Source organism: Acuticoccus sp. I52.16.1 (assembly GCF_022865125.1).
In the GTDB taxonomy this organism is placed as follows: domain Bacteria; phylum Pseudomonadota; class Alphaproteobacteria; order Rhizobiales; family Amorphaceae; genus Acuticoccus.
On record NZ_CP094828.1, the window covers coordinates 2,751,985 to 2,767,100 of the forward strand.

At 70.6% G+C, this 15,116-nt stretch carries 15 protein-coding genes; 9 read left to right on the forward strand and 6 right to left on the reverse strand.

Annotated features, from left to right (window positions below):
• Window positions 1-44 precede the first annotated feature (44 nt).
• The 4 genes from MRB58_RS12460 to MRB58_RS12475 all read right to left on the reverse strand — a co-directional run bounded on the left by MRB58_RS12460 (window position 45) and on the right by MRB58_RS12475 (window position 4,164).
• Entirely contained in the window at window positions 45-1,070 is a 1,026-nt protein-coding gene (locus MRB58_RS12460; protein ID WP_244777390.1) for an AbrB family transcriptional regulator, read from the reverse strand.
• Window positions 1,071-2,597, reverse strand: coding sequence for a tripartite tricarboxylate transporter permease (locus MRB58_RS12465; protein ID WP_244777391.1), 1,527 nt, complete (start codon window positions 2,595-2,597; stop codon window positions 1,071-1,073).
• A 9-nt stretch (window positions 2,598-2,606) separates the two neighbouring features.
• Window positions 2,607-3,047 (reverse strand): tripartite tricarboxylate transporter TctB family protein, encoded by a 441-nt coding sequence (locus MRB58_RS12470; protein WP_244777392.1) that lies wholly within the window; start codon window positions 3,045-3,047, stop codon window positions 2,607-2,609.
• Between the two features lie 145 nt (window positions 3,048-3,192).
• Window positions 3,193-4,164 carry a tripartite tricarboxylate transporter substrate binding protein gene (locus tag MRB58_RS12475; RefSeq protein ID WP_244777393.1) on the reverse strand — a complete coding sequence of 324 codons (972 nt, stop codon included), beginning with the start codon at window positions 4,162-4,164 and terminating at the stop codon, window positions 3,193-3,195.
• A 197-nt stretch (window positions 4,165-4,361) separates the two neighbouring features.
• Here MRB58_RS12475 and MRB58_RS12480 point away from each other — a divergent pair, with 197 nt between their 5' ends.
• Genes MRB58_RS12480 through MRB58_RS12490 form a run of 3 tightly spaced genes read left to right on the forward strand, consistent with a single transcriptional unit; the run spans window position 4,362 to window position 7,488 of the window.
• Window positions 4,362-5,033, forward strand: a complete 672-nt coding sequence (locus MRB58_RS12480; protein ID WP_244777394.1) for a response regulator transcription factor — start codon at window positions 4,362-4,364, stop codon at window positions 5,031-5,033.
• Window positions 5,026-6,462, forward strand: a complete 1,437-nt coding sequence (locus tag MRB58_RS12485) for a sensor histidine kinase (RefSeq protein WP_244777395.1) — start codon at window positions 5,026-5,028, stop codon at window positions 6,460-6,462. Before MRB58_RS12480 ends, MRB58_RS12485 begins: the two co-directional genes overlap by 8 nt.
• 3 nt (window positions 6,463-6,465) lie before the next feature.
• On the forward strand, window positions 6,466-7,488 hold the full coding sequence (locus MRB58_RS12490) for an ABC transporter substrate-binding protein (RefSeq protein ID WP_244777396.1): 1,023 nt from the start codon (window positions 6,466-6,468) through the stop codon (window positions 7,486-7,488).
• A gap of 22 nt (window positions 7,489-7,510) precedes the next feature.
• Here the strand turns inward: MRB58_RS12490 and MRB58_RS12495 are convergent, their stop codons facing one another.
• Window positions 7,511-8,989 carry an inorganic phosphate transporter gene (locus MRB58_RS12495; RefSeq protein WP_244777397.1) on the reverse strand — a complete coding sequence of 493 codons (1,479 nt, stop codon included), beginning with the start codon at window positions 8,987-8,989 and terminating at the stop codon, window positions 7,511-7,513.
• Window positions 8,990-9,086: 97 nt separating this feature from the next.
• The gene (locus MRB58_RS12500; protein WP_244777398.1) at window positions 9,087-9,557 is read right to left on the reverse strand and encodes an NUDIX hydrolase; all 471 of its coding nucleotides are present in this window, start codon (window positions 9,555-9,557) and stop codon (window positions 9,087-9,089) included.
• A gap of 455 nt (window positions 9,558-10,012) precedes the next feature.
• Here MRB58_RS12500 and MRB58_RS12505 point away from each other — a divergent pair, with 455 nt between their 5' ends.
• The 6 genes from MRB58_RS12505 (at window position 10,013) to MRB58_RS12530 (ending at window position 15,112) form a co-directional block, all read left to right on the forward strand.
• Window positions 10,013-10,564 (forward strand): MarR family winged helix-turn-helix transcriptional regulator, encoded by a 552-nt coding sequence (locus tag MRB58_RS12505; RefSeq protein ID WP_244777399.1) that lies wholly within the window; start codon window positions 10,013-10,015, stop codon window positions 10,562-10,564.
• A 95-nt stretch (window positions 10,565-10,659) separates the two neighbouring features.
• Window positions 10,660-10,893, forward strand: coding sequence for a hypothetical protein (locus MRB58_RS12510; protein WP_244777400.1), 234 nt, complete (start codon window positions 10,660-10,662; stop codon window positions 10,891-10,893).
• Window positions 10,894-10,899: 6 nt separating this feature from the next.
• Window positions 10,900-12,117, forward strand: coding sequence for an efflux RND transporter permease subunit (locus MRB58_RS12515; protein WP_244777401.1), 1,218 nt, complete (start codon window positions 10,900-10,902; stop codon window positions 12,115-12,117).
• Window positions 12,114-12,884, forward strand: coding sequence for an SDR family NAD(P)-dependent oxidoreductase (locus tag MRB58_RS12520; protein WP_244777402.1), 771 nt, complete (start codon window positions 12,114-12,116; stop codon window positions 12,882-12,884). Before MRB58_RS12515 ends, MRB58_RS12520 begins: the two co-directional genes overlap by 4 nt.
• A 3-nt stretch (window positions 12,885-12,887) precedes the next feature.
• Window positions 12,888-14,045, forward strand: a complete 1,158-nt coding sequence (locus tag MRB58_RS12525; RefSeq protein ID WP_244777403.1) for an ABC transporter ATP-binding protein — start codon at window positions 12,888-12,890, stop codon at window positions 14,043-14,045.
• Window positions 14,042-15,112: a PotD/PotF family extracellular solute-binding protein gene (locus tag MRB58_RS12530; RefSeq protein ID WP_244777404.1), complete on the forward strand. Its 1,071-nt coding sequence runs from the start codon at window positions 14,042-14,044 to the stop codon at window positions 15,110-15,112. The genes MRB58_RS12525 and MRB58_RS12530 overlap by 4 nt, the downstream gene beginning before the upstream one ends.
• Window positions 15,113-15,116 lie beyond the last annotated feature (4 nt).

The window sequence follows — 15,116 nt, forward strand, 5'->3', positions numbered from 1 at the left end:
GGCGGAACGGGCGGAACGGCCGCGGGCGCGGGCGGGCGGCGGGGCTAGATCCGCCGCAGGAGGATCGGCAGCAGCGCGATCAGGAGGAGCAGGCGATAGATGTGGTGCGTGGCGACGTAGACCGGATCGTAGCCCAGTGCCAGCGCCATCGCCCCCATGCCCTCGACGCCGCCCGGCGCGAACGACACCCACACCTGCCCGAACGGCAACGCCAGAAGGTGCGCGACGCCGGCGCTGGCGAGGCCGGACACGCCGACCGCGATCCCCGTCGTCACCAGGCCGGCGACGATGAGGTGTTTCAGCGCCGTGCGATCCAGCCGGTCGAACCGCTCGCCGATCACTGCGCCCGCCAGCGAGAAGCCGACGAAGGTGAGGATGTTGGACGGGCGCCCCTCCAGCAGCCCGGCGCCATGCGCGAGACCGCTGGTGACGACGCCCGCGAGCAGGAAGGCCGCCGGCACGTGGAGCCGTCCGAAGCCGATGCCGACGACGAACGCCGCCGCGATGAGGACGACGCTCGGCACCAGCGACAGGATCGGCAAGGCCGCGACGGCCGGGTGAGGGGTGCCGGTGGTCGCATCGATCTGCGCGATCAGCGGCGGCAGCAGCACGGTGATGAGGAGGAGCCGCAGGCTCTGCAACGTCATCACCGTCTGCGTGTCGGGCTTGGCGCGGCCACCGCCGACGGCGAGCGACAGCGCGTAGGACATCGCACCGGGTGACGTCGCGAGGATTGAGGTCGCCCGGTCGAGGCCGAAGCCGCGCCGCAGCACCATGCCCGACAGTGCCATGACGACGACGATCGTCACCGTCAGCGCCGCGAGGCTGAGCGGGAAGCGCGCCAGGTCGGACAATAGGTGCGGCGTGACGCCGGAGCCGAGGGTGACGCCGATGGTGGCGAAGGCGGTGTCGCGCAGGGTCTGCGGCACGCGCGGGCCGAGCCGGGCGAGCGCGACGGCCGTCACCGCCAGGGTCGAGCCGATCAGCGCCCCCGCCGGGACGCCGAGGGCGACGCAGGCGCCCGCCCCCGCCAGCGCGGGGACCAGCGCGACGATGAGGCCGCGCAGCATTCAGGGCTGCGTCGGCGCGGTGTCGGCCGTGGCACGGGCCGCGCGGCGGCGGCGCGAAGCCCAGATCGGCACGATCACGACCAGCGCGGCCAGCCCGTAGAGCACCACCGCGTTGTTGGACTGCACCAGGATCATCCAGTCTCCGCCAGAGATGGAGAGTGCGCGGCGCAGGTTGTCCTCGAACAGCGAGCCCAGCACGAAACCGAGGATCACCGGCGCCAGCGAATAGTCCAGCTTGCGCATGACCCAGCCGACGACGCCGAGCCCGGTGATCATGAAGAGGTCGTGCGGGTTGGACACCACCGAGTAGACGCCGATGAAGGCCAGCACGCCGATCAGCGGTGTGAGGTATTGCTGCGGGATCGTCAGCATCCGCGCGAACAGCCCGACCAGCGGCAGGTTGATGATGATCAGCGCGATGTTGCCGATGTACATGGAGGCGATGAGGCCCCAGGCGATCTCCGGCCGCTGCGTGAACATCAACGGCCCCGGCGTGACGTTGAACAGCAGGAGCGCGCCCAGAAGGATCGCCGTCGTGCCCGACCCCGGGATGCCGAGCGTCAGCATCGGCACCATCGCCCCGCCGGCGGCCGCGTTGTTGGCCGCTTCCGGTGCCGCCAGGCCGCGGATGTCACCCTTGCCGAAGCCCTCGCTATCCTTGGCGATGCGCTTCTCGGTCCCGTAGGCCACCGCGGACGCGACCGACGCACCGGTGCCCGGCAGGATGCCGATGAAGAAGCCGATGAAGGCCGAGCGCAGGATGGTCCATTTCACCCGCGCCATGTCGGCCCAGGAGACGAAGCTCTTGTCGATCTTCAGCGCCTTCAGCGTGCCGGATGCCTGATGCTCCACCAGGGTAATCAGCTCGGCCATGCCGAAGAGGCCGATGACGACGACCAGGAAGTCGATCCCGGCGAGGATGTCCGGGATGCCGAACGTGTAGCGCTCGACGCCGGTGTTGGCGTCGATGCCGATGGAGGCCAGCATCAGGCCGATCACCGCACCCAGCAGCGTCTTCACCGGGTTGGCGCCCACCAGCGAGGCCAGCGAGGCGAACGCGAACACCATCAGCGCCACATAGTCCGACGGCGAGAAGGTCACCGCATAGGACGCCAACGCGGGGCCGAAGAGCGACATCAGCACGACCGCGAACGTGCCGCCGACGAACGAGGCGATCGCCGAGAGCGACAGCGCGCGCCCGGCCTCGCCGTTCTTGGCCATCGGGTTGCCGTCGAGCGTCGTCATGACGGCGCCGGCGTCGCCCGGAACGTTGAGCAGGATGGAGGAGATGCGCCCGCCATATTCGGCGCCGTAGTAGATGCCGGCGAGCAGGATGATGGCCGATTCCGGCGGCAGGCCGAACCCGTAGGCGATGGGCAGCAGGATGGCGACGCCGTTGATCGGGCCGATGCCCGGCAGCGCGCCGATCAGCGTGCCGGCGAAGCAGCCGGCCAGCACCAGGAACAGGTTGAGCGGGTCGAGAGCGGTGGCGAAGCCTTGGCCGAGGCCGGTGACGATCGCGTCCATGGTGGCCTCTTAGAGGTAGTCGGCGAAGATGCCGGCGGGGAGATTGAGGTCGAGCAGGCCGGTGCAGACGAAGTAGCCGACGACGCCGGTCGCCAAACCGAAGGCGATCGCCTGCAGCACCCGCGCCCCCAGCATCAGCGATAGCAACGCGCAGAAGGCGAAGGTGGAGACGATGAAGCCGGCCGGGCGGAAGAACTCCGCATAGCCGAACAGCAGGACCACCAGGATCGCCAGCCGCGCCCAGGTCGGTAGCGGCAGGCCGAACCGCGCCACGTCGGGCTTGGCGACCAGGACGCCGGTGCACAGGATCGCGGCGACGCCGAGCAGGCGCGGCCAGGATTCGGGGCCCAGCGGGTCATACTGGAACGGGGCCTTGATGGCGGTGAATGCGATGAAGGTGTAGCCGATCGCGACCAGGAGGAGGACGCCGGCGAACAGCCTGTCGACCATAGCGGTGATGCCTTCGCGGGGAGAGGGGGCGCGGAGTGAGGGGGCGGGGCGCGCGCTGCGCCCCGTGCGGTGCCCCGGCGACGCGCCAAGCGCCGGCGGTGGGACCGCCGGCGCTCCGGGCGCCGCTATGGGCGGGCCGGGCGGCTCAGTTGATGAGGCCGGCTTCCTTGGCGATGCTGCGCATCCGCTCGACGCGCTTGAGCATCTCGGCCTGCATCTCCTCGCCGGCGAGGGCGACGGGCTGCAGGCCCTGGTCGGTCACGGTCTTCTTCCAGCCGTCCGTGCCGTAGGCGGCCTCGAAGGCCGAGACCCAGGTGTCGTACGCCTCGTCGGACACGTTCTTGCCCATGTAGTAGCCGCGGATGATCGGCCACACGGCGTCGGCGTAGCCGAGCTCGACGGTGGTCGGGATGTCGGCGAACGGGTCGGGCAGGCGCTCCTCGTTCATGACGGCGAGCACGCGGATATTGCCGGCGTCCAGCATCGAGACGATCTCGCCGACGTCACCGGTGTAGACCTCGATCGAGCCGCCGAGCAGGCCGGCCATCGCGTCGCCGCCGCCGTCGAACGCGACGTAGCGCATCTTGCGGGGGTCGATCCCCTCGGAGCGCACGAGCAGCGCGGCCTTCATCCAGTCCTGCGAGCCAACCGAGCCGCCGGCGCCCAGCACGACGCTCGTCGGGTTCTCCTTCAGTGCGGCGAGAACGTCGTCCAGCGTCTCGAACTTGGAGTCCGACTTGACGATGATCGCGCCGTAGTCCTGGCCCGCCGTGGCCGTGAAGCGCACGTCGTCCTCGTCCCACTGGCCATATTTGCCGATGGCCATGTTGAGGAGCGAGCCGGAGGAGAAGGCGACGATGGCGTTGGGATCGTCCGTCCGGTTGGTGTTGAACTGGTTGATGGCGACGGCGCCGATGCCGCCGGGCATGAACGTCACCTGGATCGGGTTCGCCATCTCGCCCTTGAGGCCGCCTTGGGCGATACGGCACGTCAGGTCGAAGCCGCCGCCGGGCTTGGCCGGGGCGATGCACTCGGGCTTTTCGATCTCCTGGGCGGTGGCGGCGCCGGCGAACAGCATGGAAAGAGCGGCTGCGGATGCCAGTGTCTTGAAGCGCATGGTAAGGTTCCCTTCCTACGGTTCCAGCGAACCGGCGCGTTTCTTATGAGGCGAGCAGGCGAACCGCGGGCGCAATGCCTAGGGTCGCTGTCGCTGCATCGCTGGTATTCGTATATCACAGGGCTGACACGACGTTGACCGGGACCTGACGTGAGACTGACAGGCGGCCGGCCGCGCCCATCGGGGAAAGGCGGCTGATGCGCATCCTTCTGGTCGAGGACACCCGCGAGCTCGCCGAGAGCATCCGCGACCGCCTCGCCGCCGAGGGCCACGCCGTCGACGTGGAGGGCGACGGGGCGGGCGCGGACGCGCTGCTCGCGCACGCCGTGTTCGACCTCGTCATCCTCGACGTGCACCTGCCGGGCCTCTCCGGGTTCGAGGTGCTCTCGCGCATGCGCAACCGCGGCGACACCACCCCGGTGCTGATCCTCACCGCCCGCTCCCAGATCGACGATCGCGTCACCGGGCTCGACGTCGGCGCGGACGACTACATGGTCAAGCCGGTGGACTTTCGCGAGCTCGCGGCCCGCTGCCGCGCGATCGTGCGGCGGCGTTCGGGGGCGGCGTCGAATCGCTTTTCGGCCGGGAACTTCGTGTTCGACCGGTCGGCACGCCGCGCCAGCGTCGCGGACCGCGACCTGGAGCTGCGCCCGCGCGAGGTGCAGGCGCTGGAGCTGTTCCTCGCCAATCTCGACCGGGTGATGACCAAGGAGGAGGTGGCCGACCGCATCTACACCTTCGACGAGGCGCCCAGCCTCAACGCCGTGGAGCAGACGCTGACGCGGCTGCGGCGCAAGCTCACCGGCACACCGTTGACGATCCGCACCATTCGCGGCCTGGGCTACATCGCGAGCGTCACCGATGGCTGAGGCGGCCGCGCCGCGACCCTATTCGCTCAAGCGGCGGCTCTCGGTCGGGGCGTCGAGCCTCTTCGCGCTCATGATCGCGGTGCTGTCGATGGGGCTGTGGCACTACTCGCACAGCGCCGCCTCGCGCACCTACGACCTGCTCCTGTCGGGTGCGGCGATCTCCATCCTGGAGCGCCTCGCGCTGACGCCGGATGGCCTGGAGATCGACTTGCCGACCTCCGCGTTCGACATCCTGGCCCTCGCCCCCAACGACCGCGTCTTCTACAAGATCGTCGGCGACGACGGCACGACGTTGACCGGCGATGCCGCGCTACCCGGCCTGGACGATCCGCCCCCCGTGGAGGAGGACGACGCCATCGCCCTCTCCGACGCGCGGTTCGACGGGGAGCCGGTGCGGCTGGCGACGAGCTGGCTCGAGCTGCCGGGCGCCGGCGCGCCGGTGCGCATCGGCGTCGCGGTGGGGCAGACGACGCTGGCCCGCCGGGCGATGCGCGCGGACCTCTTCCTCAAGGGTCTCATCCCGCTGGCGGCGGTGGCAGCGGCGGGGCTCGTCGCCCTGCGGACCGGGGTGGCGCTGGCGATCCGGCCGCTGGTGGACATCGAGCGCGACATCCGCGCCCGGGCGCCGACGGATCTCTCACCCCTCACCATCGCCCCGCCGCGCGAGAGCGACGCGCTGGTCGGCGCCATCAACGACTTCATGCGCCGGCTGGGCGCCAGTCGCGACAACGCGCAGAGCTTCATCGCCGACGTGGCGCACCAGCTGCGCACCGCACTGTTCGGCGTCGAGGGGGCGCTGGCGCCGCAGGCCAGCGCCGCGCCGGAGGAACAGGTGGCGCGTGGGCGCGAGCGCGTGCGGCGCACGATCCACCTCACCAACCAGCTCCTGTCCCACGCCATGGTGATCCACCGGGCCGACAATTCGCCGCCCGCCGAGGTGGACCCCGCCGCGCTCGTCCGCCGCACGCTGGAGGACACCCTGCGGGACGGGGTGGCCGACACCATCGGCCTCGCGGTGGAGGCCGAACCCGGCAGCGAGGGGGCCCGGCTGATGGGCGATGCGGTGGCGTTGGGTGAGGCGTTGCGCAACCTCGTCGACAACGCGATCCGCCACGGGGCGGCCGACAACGCGATCGTCTTGCGCCTGGCGCCCGAGACGATCGACGGCCGTCCGGCGCTGGCGCTGATCGTCGCCGACCAGGGCCCGGGCATCGCCGCGGCCGACCGTGCCGCCGTGAAGGAGCGGTTCGTCACGCGGGACGACCGCGGCGGCTCGGGGCTGGGCCTCGCCATCGTCGCGGCGGTGGCGCGCAGCCACCACGGCCGACTGGACCTGCGCGACGCACCCGGCGGAGGGCTGGAGGCCGCCCTGGTGGTGCCGCGGTCCGACCGGGCGACGGCGCCTCCGCCGGCCGCGGCGCGGGGCTGAGCCGTGCGCCTCGCCCGTCTGCTTGCGTTCCTCGTCGTGGTGGGGCTCGCCGCCTGCCAGAGCGAGCCGCGCGACATCCTCGTCTGGAGCGCCACCGACGCGGAGGCGATGGACGGCGTGCTGGCCCAGTTCGCCGCCCGGAACCCCGACCTCACCGTCCGCTACACCGAGTACAACACCAGCGAGCTGCACGCCGCCGTGCTCGCGCTCGAGACCGCCGGCCCCGACGTCGAGCGGCCCGACGTCGTCATTTCCTCGGCGATGGATTTGCAGGTGGATCTCGTCAATCGCGGCATGGCGATCCCGCTCGGTATCGAGAGCCGCGGCCCCGACTGGGCGAACTGGCGCGGCGAACTCTACGGCTTCACCATCGAGCCGGTGGCGATGATCTACAACGTCGCCGCGTTCCGGGACCGCACGCTGCCGACCAGCCGGTCCGAGCTGGCGGGCATGATCCGCGACGAGCCGGACGTCTTCAACGGCCGCGTCGCCACCTACGACATCACGCGCTCGGGCGTCGGCTACATGTTCGCCACTCAGGACGCCGTGCGGGGCTATCAGTCGACGAGGCTGGTGGAGACGCTCGGCCGCGCCGGCGTGCGCACCTTCTGCTGCACCGGCATGATGATCGACGGGGTGGCGACGGGCGATCTCATGCTGGCCTACAACGTGATCGGCTCCTATTCGCTGGCCGCCGCGGCCGAGGATCCGCGCGTCGCCGTGCACTTCCTCAGCGACTATACGCTGGTGTTTGCCCGCTCGGCCTTCGTGCCGCACTGGACCCGCGCACCGCATGCGGCGACGCGCTTCGTCGCCTATCTCGTCTCGGCCGCGGGGCAGGCGACGATCGCCGGCGGATCGCAGCTGCTGCCGCTGGCGGGGCCGGGCTGGGCGGAGGCGATGGAGGCGGGCGTGTCGCAGGCGCCGGTGCGCATGAGCCCGGGCCTGCTGACCTTCCTCGACAAGCTGAAGAAGGAGCGTTTCCTGCGCGAATGGCGCCTGACGCAGGTGCAGGACGTCCCCTGACCGCGACCGGTGCCGGCGGCCTTCAGCCGGCGATCGCGCCGATGACCAGGAAGAGGATCGCCGACAGGAGCGCGGTCGCCGGCACGGTGACCACCCAGGCGGCGACGATGGTCATGAAGTGGGAGCGGCGCACCAGCTTGCGGCGGCGACGCTCCTCGGGGGCGTGGCCCTTGGCCTTCTTGTGCTTGTCCTGCCGGCGGGTGCGGCGGCTCTCGTCCCACTCGCGAAAGAAGCCGACGCCGAACACGCCGCCCACCGCGATGTGCGTCGAGCTGACCGGAAGCCCCAGCCACGAGGCGACGATCACCGTGATCGCCGCGGAGAGGGCGACGCAGTAGGCCCGCATCGGGTTCAGCTTGGTGATCTGGTCGCCCACCATGCGGATGAGCTTGGGGCCGAACAGGAAGAGGCCGAGCGAGATGCCGAACGCGCCGATCACCATGACCCACGTCGGGATGGCGACCTCGGCCGCCACGTCGCCGGCCAGGGAGACGTGGACGATCGCCGCCAGCGGACCGACCGCGTTGGCGACGTCGTTGGCGCCGTGCGCGAACGACAGGAGGCCCGCCGAGACCACCAGCGGCAGCGCGAACAGCGGCTTCAGCGAACGTTTGCGGTTCTCCAGCCCCGCGGCGCGGTGGCGGATGATCGGGACGCTGATCCCGTATGCCAGGGCGCCGACGCCGATGCCGATGAGGCAGGCGAGGCCGAGATCCACCTCGGCGAGGTGCTTCAGCCCCTTGAGGGCGATGTAGGCGGCGAAGACCCCGGCCATCAGCCCCACCAGCACCGGCACCCACACCCGCGCCGCCGCGATGAGGTCCGGTCGCTTGACGATGCGCCACTCGATGAACGCCAGGAAGAGCGCGGCGATGCTGCCGCCCAGGAACGGCGAGATCACCCAGCTGGCGGCGATCGCGCCCATGGTCGGCCAGTCGACCGCGCCGAGCCCCGCCGCAGCGATCCCCGCCCCGAGGACACCGCCGACGACGGCGTGCGTGGTGGAGACCGGGGCGCCGATGACGGTGGCGAGGTTCACCCACAGCGCCGAGGAGAGGAGCGCGCCCATCATCGCCCAGACGAACACCTCCGGCGAGGCGACGCCGGCGGGGTCGATGATCCCCTTGGAGATGGTGCCGACGACGTCGCCGCCGGCGATCAGCGCCCCCGCGCTCTCGAACACCGCCGCGACGAGGAGGGCGCCGCCCATCGTCAGCACGCGCGCGCCGACGGCGGGGCCCATATTGTTGGCGACGTCGTTGGCGCCGATGTTGAGCGCCATATAGGCGCCGAGCGCGGCCGCCGCGACGATCAGCACCGGCGTCTGGTCGAGGTCGACGAAAAGGCCGGCGACCGCCGCGGCCAGGACGATGAAGGCGAGCGCCACCGCCGGCGAGACCAGCGGGCGCCCGACCGACTGCGCCGCGTACTCGACGGACCCGATCCGCTCCAGGTCCTTGTCGAGATACTTCCAGCGCGTACGGCTTTCCTCGAGGGCCACGGCGGATCCTTTTGCGGTCGATCAGGTCAGGGGGCGGGTCAGGGAGACGGGGCGGCCCCTCGCGGGGAGGGGGCCAGTGTGGCGGCGCGCGGCCGCCTCAGGCTTTCGACAGGCCGAGGAATATGTCCTTCAGGCCCTGTTCGTCGACCATCTGTGCCGCGGTCTCGGGCGAGACCCAGCTCAGCTGGCGTTGACCGCGCTCGGGGAAGTCCGTCGTCATCTCGTGGACGTCGACGCGGAAGACGAGCATGTCGCACGGCTCGACGAGCCCGCTGTCACTGCGCTTGACGGATGTGTAGTGGCCGACGGGCTCGCTGGAGGCCGTCGCCCGCTTCACGCCGGCCTCCTCCCAGGCTTCGCGCAGGGCGGATCCGGAGGCGTCGTGCCCCTTCTCGGGCCACCCTTTGGGGAGGATCCAGCGCTTCGTGCCGCGGCTGGTGATGAGGAGGACTTCCGGTCCGCGCGCGCTCTTGCGCATGCACAGCGCAGCCACCTGGAGGCGGCGCGGGCGCTTCATCAGCGGCAGGAACACCTCGTCGCGAGCGAACTTCAGCAGCGTTTTGACCAATATCCCTACCCTCGACTCCATTCGTGAAACATAGGGTCCGGCCCCGTCACGGCCACGCCGACGCCACACTGTCGACGCCGTACCGCCACGGTGGCACGACCCGTCTACGCCAATAAATCGCACATGCCCACAGATCGTGCACGGCGCGCCGGCGGTCAGCGCGGCGCGACCGACCGGTCCCGCTGAGGTCGCATAGCACAAAAATATGAAGGTTTGCCGGCTTTCGATAGGGGCTCGTTCGCGTGAATCGACGCGATCGGCCCCCGACGAGGCGGCCCATCGCGGTCGCGGGGCCGCTTGCCGCCTCGGCGGTGGAAAAATTGACCCGGAACGACTGGAAATTCGCTGGAGCCGGGCGCATCGGGCCGTCTTCCGCTGAGAAATGGCATTCCGCAGATGGCAAATTTAGTATCGTGAGATAATATATCTTCGGATATTTTTCGAGGCAGCGATATTTGCGCGACTTTTGGAGCGATCCCGACGACCCGTTGGCCGTGGTGTTCCGCCGGGTCGGTGACAACTGGCCCGACATGATGACGCCGCAGCTGGCGCTCGCGGTCATGGTGCAGCGGCTGGCCCGTCTGGCCCAGGACATGACGCGGGACACCCTGGCCCCGTTCGGCCTCTCGGTGACCGAGTTCGAGGTGCTGGCGGCGCTGCGCTCGCACCCGCGCCCGCACCGGGTGATGCCGTCCCAGCTCTACGACGCGGTGCTGATCTCCTCGGGCGGGCTGACGAAGGTGCTCAAGGGGTTGGAGGCCCGCGCCCTGATCGAGCGGCCGGTGGCCGAGGGTGACGGGCGGTTGCGCCCGATCGAGCTGACGGTGGCCGGCCGCGGGGCCGTCGAGCAAGCGATGCGGGCGGTCCAGGCGGTGGACGCGCCGGTCTTCGTCGATCCGATCGATCGCGCGGACGACGCCGAGCGGTTCGGCCAGACACTGGCGCGGCTGTTGGGCGCAGCGGAGGCCCGGCGCGGCCGGCGGACCGAGGCTCCCGCGCCGGAATAGCGGCCGCCCACCGCCGTTGTCTTGCGCGCAAAGCATTTGCTCCTAGGTGACGCAACGTCGCCGGTGGGATCCTCGGCACCACGGAGGCGATCCTGGTGCCGCAGGGGGCGACCTCGCGCACCGCCGCGGGCCTGCTCACCGCGTTCGTGGCGCGCGAGGGCAAGGCCGCCCGCGTCACGCTGACGGCGAGCGGCTCCTACCAGAACGCCTGGATCGTCACCGAGGCGCTGCCGGCCGAAGGCGGCGCGGCGGCCGAGCGGCTCACCGGCCCCGGCCCCGGTTCAGCCCCCGGCGCCACCGCGGGTGCGCCCGCGAGCGCCCGGGACTGAGCCGCCATGGGGACGTTCTTCGTCGACCGGCCCGTCTTCGCCTGGGTCATCGCCATCGTCACGATGCTGGCCGGGGCGTTCGCGCTCACCACGCTGCCGGTGTCCCAATTTCCCGAGATCGCGCCGACCACGGTTCGCATTTCGGCCACCTATCCGGGCGCCACGGCCGCGGCGGTGGAGAACTCCGTCACGCGTGAGATCGAGGACCGGCTCACCGGGCTCGACGGGCTCCTCTACATGGTCTCCAACTCGCGCGAAGGGTCGTCGAGGATTACGTTGACCTTCGACGACAGCGTCGCCGGGTCCGAGGCGGAGAGCGACGTGCAGACGCTGGTGCGCCAGGCCGAGTCGCAGCTCCCCGACGCGGTGCAGACCGAGGGCGTGCGTGTCTCGCGCTCCACCTCGTCGATCCTCATGGTCGGCGCGTTGGTGGCCACCGAGGGGGACTATACGACCGCCGCGCTCGGCAACATCGTCGAGACCACGTTGGAGAACAAGATCCTGCGCACCGAGGGCGTGGGCGGCCTCAACGTCTTCGGCTCGGGCTATGCGATGATGGTGTGGCTGAAGCCGCTCGCCCTGGCGCGCTACCAGTTGACGCCGACCGACGGCGGCGGCGCGGTCTACCTGGCGGACGTCGCCCGGATCGAGATCGGCCAGGAGAGCTACGGCGGGTCCTCCCGGTTCAACGGGATGCCGGCAGCGGGCTCCGGAGTGAACCTCGCGACCGGCGCTAACGCGACCGACACCGCCGCCCGCGTGCGCGACACGATGGAGCGTTTGGAAGCGGGCCTGCCGACGGGCGTCGAGTTCCGGGTGGCGTACGACACCTCGCCGTTCGTCGAGCGGTCGATCGACCAAGTCTACCAGACGCTGATCGAGGCGGTGGTGCTGGTGGTCGCCGGATACTCCATCAACACGCTGACGATGTTCGCCTTGGTGCTCGCGATCGGCCTCGCGGCACGCAACGCCATCCTCATCGTGGAGTTCGCGGAGAGCCTCCACGCGGAGGGCGCCGAGCTGGTGGACGCGGCGGTGACGGCCTCGCGCCTGCGTCTGCGTCCGATCATGATGACGGCGCTGACCTTCATCCTCGGCGTGGCGCCGCTGGCGGTGGCGACGGGGGCGGGCGCGGCGGCGCAGAACGCCGGGGCGATCGGGGCGATCGCGGTGCGCGGCGCCCTTCCGTTTCGCCGGGTGGCATGCCACAACGACGCTCCATGAAGGGCATCGAGCGATTCAGTCTCGCCGGGCGCACCGCGCTCGTCACCGGGGCCAGCCGCGGCATCGGCCAGGCCATCGCGGTCGGCCTCGCCGAAGCGGGGGCGGACGTCGTCGCCTGCGCCCGCACCGAAGCGGGACTCGATGACACGCGCCGGCGCGTCGAGGCGGTCGGCCGTCGGTGCCACGCCGTCCCGCTCGACGTCACCGACCACGGGGCCCTCGCCATCCGGCTGGAGGCGCTCGCGGGGGAGGGGGTCGGCCCCACGATCCTCGTCAACAACGCCGGCGTCGAGGAGGTGACCCCCTCCGCCGACGTGACGGACGCGGTGTGGGACAAGATCGTCGGCACCAACCTGAAGGCGGCTTTCTTCGTCGCACAGGCTTTCGCGCGGCCGCTGCTGGCGGCCGAGCGAGCAGGGTCGATCATCAACCTCGGCTCGCTGACCTCGGCGGTCGGCATCCCCACGGCGACGCCATATACCGCCTCCAAGTCCGGCATCCTGGGCATGACGCGCGCGCTCGCCGCCGAATGGGCGCCGCGGATCCGCGTCAACGCCATCGGCCCCGGCTACTTCCGCACCGCGATGACCGACGGCTTCTATCGCAACGAGGACTGGCGGCAGGCGATGCTCGGCAAGATCCCCATGCGCCGCTTCGGCGAGCTCGACGACCTCGTCGGCGTGTCGACCTTCCTGGCCGGCGAGGCCTCGGCCTACCTGACCGGGCAGATCGTCTACGTTGATGGCGGCACCCTTGCATCGCTGTAGCTCATGACGAACACCGCTTCACCGATGGTCGAGATCGACCGGGTCTCCAGGGCGTTCGGCGAGACGCGCGCCGTCGCCGACGCATCGTTCACGGTCGAGCGCGGGGCCTTTCTCACGATCGTCGGCCCCTCCGGCTGCGGCAAGACCACGCTGCTGCGGATGATCGCCGGGTTCGATACGCCCAGCGCCGGGACGATCCGGATCAACGGTGCCGACGTGAAGCGGCTGCCGGCCTATCGGCGCGCCATCGGCATGGTGTTCCAGCGTCTGGCGCTGTTTCCGCACATGACCGCCGCGCAGAACGTCGCCTACCCGTTGAAGATGCGCCGGTTCGAGCCGGCCGAGATCCCCAGTCGCGTCGAGCGCTTCCTGAAGCTGGTGCGGCTCGACGGGTTGGGCGACCGTCGCCCGCACGAGCTGTCCGGCGGGCAGCAGCAGCGCGTCGCCATCGCCCGTGCGCTGGTGTTCGATCCGGACCTCTTGCTGCTCGACGAGCCGCTCTCGGCGCTCGACCGCAAGCTGCGTGAGGAGATGCAGCTCGAATTCCGCCGCATTCAGCAGGACCTCGGTGTCACCACCATCAACGTCACCCACGACCAGCGCGAGGCGTTGGTGATGAGCGACCGCATCGTCGTGATGGACGGCGGCGTGGTGCAGCAGGCGGACGAGCCGCAGGCGCTCTATCGCGTGCCGCAGAATCGCTTCGTCGCCACCTTCGTGGGTGTCACGTCGATCTTTCCCGCCCGCGTCGTCGCGGCGGACGGGGCGGGCGTGACGGTGGAAGCCGGGTCGGTTCGGCTCGCGGCGCGCGGCAACGGCACGCTGACGCCGGGCGAGGCGGTCGAGTGCACGCTGCGTGCCGAGCAGGTCGCGATCTCGGACGGCCCGCTGGACCACGAGAACACGCTTGCCGGCACGGTCGCGCAGCAGATCTTCGAGGGAGACCGCATGGTCTACGCCGTCACCGTCCCGGCGCTGGCGCCCGAGGCCGGCGGCGCCACGGTCTACGTCTTCGACCACGACCCGGCCGCCCACCGCGCGATCCCCGAGGGGGCTGCCGTCACCCTGGGATTCGCCGCCCGCGACCTCTTCACCTTTCCAGCCGCCCCCTCATCCCTGATTGACACGACCAGACCCCCAGCCAAGGAGCTTCAGCCATGACCTTCTCCCGTCGCACCGCCCTCAAGGGAGGGGCCGCGCTCGTCGGCACCCTCGCCGCCCCGTCGATCCTCTCCGCGCAGACGCCGTCCGAGCTGATCGTGCGGGCCTGGGGCGGCGCCTGGGGCGACGCGCTGAAGTCCGGCGTCGCCGACCCGTTCACCGCCAAGACCGGGATCCCCGTCCGCCTCGACTTCACCGAGGACAACGAGATCAAGCCGAAGATCTGGGCCGCCGTGGACCAGGGCCGCGTCCCGCCGATCCACGTCAACTGGGACACCACCACCAACGCCACGATCTCGGCGCTGCGCGGCGTGACGGTCGACCTGTCGGACCTTTCCAACCTCGAGGGACTGCTCCCGTCGGCCAAGCCGGTCGGTCTCGAGGGGTGGCCGCTCGTCAACACCTACGCCTACGTCTATGTCTGCGCCTATCGGCCGGAGGCGTTCCCGGACGGGCCGCCGACCTCGTGGAAGGTCATGCTGGACCCCAAGTTCAAGGGCCGCGTCGCGCTCTATGACGACGGCATCGGCTTCAACCCGATCTCCGTCATCGCCGGCGGCGGCACGTTCGCCGATATCCCGGACAACATGGAGCCGGGCTACGAGTTCTACCGCAAGCTGAAAGCCAACGAGCCGCTGCTCGGCGAGGACCCGGACTTCACCTCCTGGTTCCAGAACGGCGAGATCGACCTCGCCTGCACCATCTCCGTGAACGCCCGCGCCGCCAAGCAGTCGGGCATAGCGGTGGAGTGGACGGTCCCCGAGGAGGGCTGCAAGGTCGACACCGACGGGCTGTGGATCCCGAAGGGCTTGCCGGCGGACGAGGAGGCCGCGGCGAAGGAGTTCGTCGACTACGCCCTTTCGGAGCCGGCGCAGAAGGCGTGGTGCGGCGCGCTCGGCCTGCCGCCGGTGCGGCCCGGCATCGAGCCGCCGGCCGACCTCGCGGGCGACCCGTCCTATCCGACGACGCCGGCCGACTTCGAGAAGCTCGTCTCCGTGCCGTCGCCGGTGCTGGTGGAGAACCAGCCGATCTGGTTCGCCAAGTTCAACGAGATCTTCCAGGGCTGACGCG